Source organism: Methanothrix sp., from assembly GCF_024518575.1.
Classification (GTDB): Archaea; Halobacteriota; Methanosarcinia; order Methanotrichales; family Methanotrichaceae; genus Methanothrix_B.
In genome coordinates this window covers 1-3,532 of record NZ_JANIHG010000068.1, presented here as the reverse complement: position 1 = coordinate 3,532, position 3,532 = coordinate 1, and the positions used below count along the sequence as shown (strand labels likewise).

3 protein-coding genes are annotated in these 3,532 nt (G+C 55.4%); 2 read left to right on the top strand and 1 reads right to left on the bottom strand.

Annotation, left to right across the window (positions count from 1 at the left end):
• Positions 1–322: 322 nt before the first annotated feature.
• Together NQU42_RS08290 and NQU42_RS08285 are read left to right on the top strand one after the other, a co-directional pair.
• A complete protein-coding gene (locus NQU42_RS08290; protein ID WP_366070329.1) occupies positions 323–1,549 on the top strand; it encodes an ORC1-type DNA replication protein in 1,227 nt (408 codons plus the stop codon).
• A 288-nt stretch (positions 1,550–1,837) separates the two neighbouring features.
• Positions 1,838–2,482, top strand: coding sequence for a tetratricopeptide repeat protein (locus NQU42_RS08285; RefSeq protein ID WP_296610597.1), 645 nt, complete (start codon positions 1,838–1,840; stop codon positions 2,480–2,482).
• Positions 2,483–2,587: 105 nt separating this feature from the next.
• On the opposite strand, the gene NQU42_RS08280 is transcribed toward NQU42_RS08285, so the two are convergent.
• On the bottom strand, positions 2,588–3,151 hold the full coding sequence (locus NQU42_RS08280; protein ID WP_296610595.1) for an aldolase: 564 nt from the start codon (positions 3,149–3,151) through the stop codon (positions 2,588–2,590).
• Positions 3,152–3,532 lie beyond the last annotated feature (381 nt).

Sequence of the window (3,532 nt, the reverse complement as noted above, 5' to 3'; positions counted from 1 at the left end):
GACAGGTAGCGGCGATAAGAGCGGGCTGTGGGGTGATAGCAGGTCGTTGCAAACCCCAAGCAAGTGCATATGGCGGGGAGAGGTGTAGCTGGGCATGCCTGACTGGCGTGGTTGAATCGGTGAAGATCTTGTCTTGCTAGCGCACATCCACAATTGAGATCAACAGCATTCTGACCTCGCAGGAGATTAGCCTCCTGTTGGGTTTCGTGGTCGTCTCCACTGGAAATAAAGGGGTCGGCCACCTTCCACTGGAAACGAAGGGGAGATAACCATAACTCTTAATACCATCCGTGCGAAGAGTGAATTGTTCGAGGGAGTTCTCGTGACCACTTCTAGCGGGTTATTTGCCAGCTTTGTTGGACAGGGAGGCATATTCAGGTCGCGGGACGTCTTGCGTCCCACCTACACCCCAAAGGAGCTGCCCCACAGGGAGGAGCAGATACAGGAGCTCGCATCAGTCCTGGCTCCGGCCCTGCACGGCGAGACGCCCTCAAACGTCCTGATATACGGAAAGACCGGCACAGGAAAGACGGCCGTCGCGAAGTATGTGGGCAAGGAGCTGGAAGAGGCGGACGCAGGATCCGCCTGCTCGGTCATCTACCTCAACTGCGAGGTGGTCGATACCCAGTACAGGGTTCTGGCACACCTGGCCAGGCACTTCGACAAGGATATCCCCATGACCGGCTGGCCCACCGATCAGGTCTACTCGGAGTTCAGGAACGCGCTCGATGAGAAGAAGCGTGTGGTAGTAATAATGCTCGACGAGGTCGACAAGCTTGTCAGGAAGGGCGATGATGTGCTTTACAACCTCTCCAGGATAAACTCCGATCTGGTCCAGGCCAGGGTGAGCCTCATAGGCATATCGAACGATCTGAAGTTCACAGAGTTCCTCGATCCCAGGGTCAAATCCTCGCTCGGCGAGGACGAGATCATATTCCCTCCTTACAACGCCGAGCAGATACAGGACATACTGGAGCAGCGGGCTGAGCTGGCGTTCAGGCCGGGTGTGCTCGGGGATGACGTCATCCCCCTCTGTGCGGCCTTCGCGGCGAGGGAGCATGGTGACGCGCGCCGCGCGCTCGACCTTCTCAGGATCGCGGGCGAGATCGCGGAGAGGGCGAGGAGCCAGACGATCACCGAGGAGCATGTGAAGGCAGCGAGGGACAAGATCGAGCAGGACAGGGTGGAGGAGGTCATAAAGACGCTCCCCACGCAGTCAAAGCTCGTGCTTTACAGCATACTTCTCCTTGAGGAGCAGGCTGCCAGGAACATAACAACGAGCGCAGTCTATGGCATGTACAAGCAGCTCTGCCCGCTTGTCGAGGCCGATTCTCTCACACACAGAAGGATCACGGATCTCATAGCCGAGCTCGATATGCTCGGCATCCTTCACACTGTTGTGATAAGCAAGGGGCGCTACGGAAGAACGAAGGAGATCTCTCTGAGCGTTCATCCGCCGAAGCTGAAGAGCATCCTCCTTCAGGACTACAGGCTCAAGGATCTAGCGAGCTTCAATGTGCCGACCCAGGCCCGCTTTGGTCCGGTCTGAGACGCGGAGATGTGCGGCGATAAAAGTATATTGCAGGACCTGAATTGGATGTTTTGGGGTCCATAGCGTCTCAAGGAATGATTCCTGAATTCTGCAGGGTAAGATGCTGTGTTCCGGCGAGGCAGGCATGCAGCTGCATATCGCTGGTGTTATTATCGAATCTTTAGAGATGGTGTTGTTTTGAGCGAGAAGTCGGTCAGGAAGTATGAAAGGGAAGACTTGGGGGGAGCCTTTGCGGGTTCAGCGCATGATATGCCATGCGATCAGAGTCTCTTTGAGAGCGATCTGATGAATGCGGATCTTTGGGCTGCTCGTGGCAGGTACATCATGAGGGCACTTGGAAGATACTCAGACGCGCTGGATGCGTTTGAAAGGGCGATCGAGCTCGATCCGTCGCATGCAAGGGCCTGGAGGGGGAAGGCTGCCGCTTTAAACAACCTCGACCGCTATTCTGAGGCGCTGGAGGCATGCAAGCGTGCACTGGAGCTCGATCCGTTCAACTCAAGGAGCTGGATCGTCAAGGGGTTCGCTCACCACTGCCTGGGTGAGTATGAGGAGGCTGTCAAGAGCTACGACAGGGCGATCGAGCTCGATCCGATGGGACAGGATGCGAGAAGGGCCTGGAACAATCGGGGCGCTGCTCTGGATAACCTTGGGCGGCACGAGGAAGCTCTCAGATCGTACGATGAGGCGATCATGCTGGAGCCATTTGATGCCTATGCATGGAACAACAAGGGCGTCTCACTTGTCGCTCTCAAGAGACACGATGAGGCACTGCTGTGCTTCGAGAAGGCGATAAAGATCTATCCGGGCTACTGGACCGCCTGGATGAACAGGGGTGGGTGCCTGAAGGCCCTGGGTAGGCTTGATGAGGCCGAGGAGTCGCTGGAGATGGCTAAGAGGATAGAACTGTCTTCAGATACTCCGGCATGAAGACCAGAGCTTGCCCCTGGCGACTCGAGAGCTATATCTATATCCTGAGATTCGCTGTTCAGGGCGACCCCCTTCTTTCCCTGAAGGGGTATTCTGCCTGATTTCCTATGAGGCTTTGGTTGAGCTGCTTCTCCATACGACCAGGTATCTTATCTTGGAGCTGTGCTCGGCCATCGAGGCTGTGATGTATGCATCTCTCAGATCGCCTCCCCTGGCGAAGACGCCGTGGCCGCGTGCGATGCATGCTCTGTGATCGATCAGGGCGTCTGATACCGCAGAGGCGAGCTCCACAGTGCCGAACGGGCCATCGACCACCGGCATCTCCCCTAAAAACGCGATCCCCTCGCTGTCGATCGGCCTCACAACATCCTCCAGGAGCGATAGCGCCACCGCATACGGGGAATGGGTGTGTATCACCGCTCTGGCATCCGTTTTCCGGTATATGGCTCTGTGGACCGGAGTCTCACAGCTCGCGATGCTGTCATCGGCGCATTCTCTGCGCCTGTCGACGAGCACCACCTGCCCCTCGTCGATCTCGTCGAGCATGGAGCCTGTGCATGTTATCACTATCCCATCGTCTGTCAGCACCGATATGTTGCCGAAGCGCGAGCCTGTAAGCCCCTGCTCGACAAGCTTCTTCCCGAACCTGGCTATCTCCATCCAGATCATGGTACCTCTCATGCAGAACCTCTTATCTTGCATTGCGCGAAGGTCTCACATCATGCCGAAGTGAGGCCAAAACATTTCGATCTTATTCATCGAACGCGGAGAGCCACTGGTATTCGTAAAACCCCTGGGGTGCAGGGGTAGCGGAGCTACCCCACCTACCATAACGTTTTTCTGCTTTTGAGTTGCCGTGTTGGATAACTTTTTCCTAATTCCATCTCTGGGCATCGATTCCTGGCTATATTTCCATCTTTACCCCCTAATGGCATTCGGTTAAGAATTTTAGGACTTATCCAACACAGTGCTGTGTTGAATAATGTCTGAGAATCCGATAGTAGAGGCTGAATTCATACGAATTGCAATTCTAGTAAAAATCGATAGCTA

Bases quoted from the DNA above. Each gene is read 5' to 3' on its own strand.
- NQU42_RS08280 (WP_296610595.1), bottom strand. From the start codon at position 3,151: ATGATCTGGATGGAGATAGCCAGGTTCGGGAAGAAGCTTGTCGAGCAG.
- NQU42_RS08285 (WP_296610597.1), top strand. From the start codon at position 1,838: ATGAATGCGGATCTTTGGGCTGCTCGTGGCAGGTACATCATGAGGGCA.